We start from the raw sequence: 952 nt of genomic DNA, 5'->3' as shown, positions 1-952 counted from the left end.
GCCCAAATACACCGCCCAAATTTCCGCCGACGGGTCGGGCAACATCACAAACTTAAACGTTCCCGCCGCGCAGGCAACGTTTGCCCACAGTTTCGAGTGCGACACATTGCCTGTCGCCGGGTTTTTAAAAATATCCAAAATACGCATTGCTATTCCACACTTTTGGTTTGCAGGTGCCGTTTCAGCATTTCCTGATAATTGGCCAGTTCGCCCTCCGCAAATTCAAACGCAGCCAAGTCCGCCTGTTCGCTTGCCTCGCGGCTTTTGGCCGACCACAGCTCAATCATCTTTTCGTAAAACTCAACCTGTCCCATGATTAACGACGATTCTTGCGTTTACGCGCCGCGCGTTTCGCAGCCGCCACACCCGACTTACCCAGGCGCATAGACGGATGTTGTTTCAAATAGCCAATACTGGCAGGCTTAATCTCGAATTCAGGCATCTGCGGTTTCAAGACAGACAGAGCCAAAGCAATCAAAGACTTTTTCATACCTTCACCGCTCCCAATTCCATCGCAATCGCGTCCGCAATCGCGCGGCAGATGCCCCATTTAGTAGTCTTAAACAAGGCCAAATCAGTGTCGTTACTGATAAAAAACGGCTCAAACACAATGCCGCCGGCTTGTGCATAAGCCAGGCGCGAATGCTGGCCCGCATTGTCGGGTTTAAAGCCGTCTTCGCCGCGCAGTTTCCAGCCGGTTTTCTTGGCAACAGCCTTGCTCAACACCTGACACCAGCGTTTGTTTTTGACGGTACTCAACGCCTCAATGCCAGTGGCCGTTTTCGCGGTGGCCGCATTGGTATGGAACTCAATCGCCACATCCGAGCCGCGAATCAGCTTGACCGCTTCGCGCAGCGGCATATTGCCTTTGCCTTCGCCGTCGGTGCGTACGGTCAAGCCGTAATCGTTACGCAGGATTGAAGCCACGATGTTGCGCATATCCTGCGCCAAG

The 952-nt window shown here is 53.2% G+C and carries 3 protein-coding genes; all 3 read right to left on the bottom strand.

What is annotated here, in order from left to right; all coding sequences use genetic code 11:
* Window positions 1-149: 149 nt before the first annotated feature.
* Window positions 150-314, bottom strand: coding sequence for a hypothetical protein (locus HMPREF2696_RS11530; RefSeq protein ID WP_021439337.1), 165 nt, complete (start codon window positions 312-314; stop codon window positions 150-152).
* A gap of 2 nt (window positions 315-316) precedes the next feature.
* On the bottom strand, window positions 317-490 hold the full coding sequence (locus tag HMPREF2696_RS11625; protein ID WP_002245587.1) for a hypothetical protein: 174 nt from the start codon (window positions 488-490) through the stop codon (window positions 317-319).
* A partial coding sequence (locus tag HMPREF2696_RS06685) for an N-acetylmuramoyl-L-alanine amidase (protein ID WP_070588175.1) occupies window positions 487-952 on the bottom strand: 466 nt, incomplete at its 5' end. The genes HMPREF2696_RS11625 and HMPREF2696_RS06685, both read right to left, overlap by 4 nt.

The sequence above is a fragment of the Neisseria sp. HMSC058F07 genome (assembly GCF_001810035.1).
Taxonomy (GTDB): domain Bacteria; phylum Pseudomonadota; class Gammaproteobacteria; order Burkholderiales; family Neisseriaceae; genus Neisseria; species Neisseria perflava.
The sequence above is the reverse complement of the archived record's forward strand: the minus strand, read 5'-3'. Positions and strand labels throughout refer to the sequence as shown.

Excerpts from the sequence above, each read along its gene's own strand:
- HMPREF2696_RS11530 (WP_021439337.1), bottom strand. The coding sequence starts at position 314 with ATGGGACAGGTTGAGTTTTACGAAAAGATGATTGAGCTGTGGTCGGCC.
- HMPREF2696_RS11625 (WP_002245587.1), bottom strand. The coding sequence starts at position 490 with ATGAAAAAGTCTTTGATTGCTTTGGCTCTGTCTGTCTTGAAACCGCAG.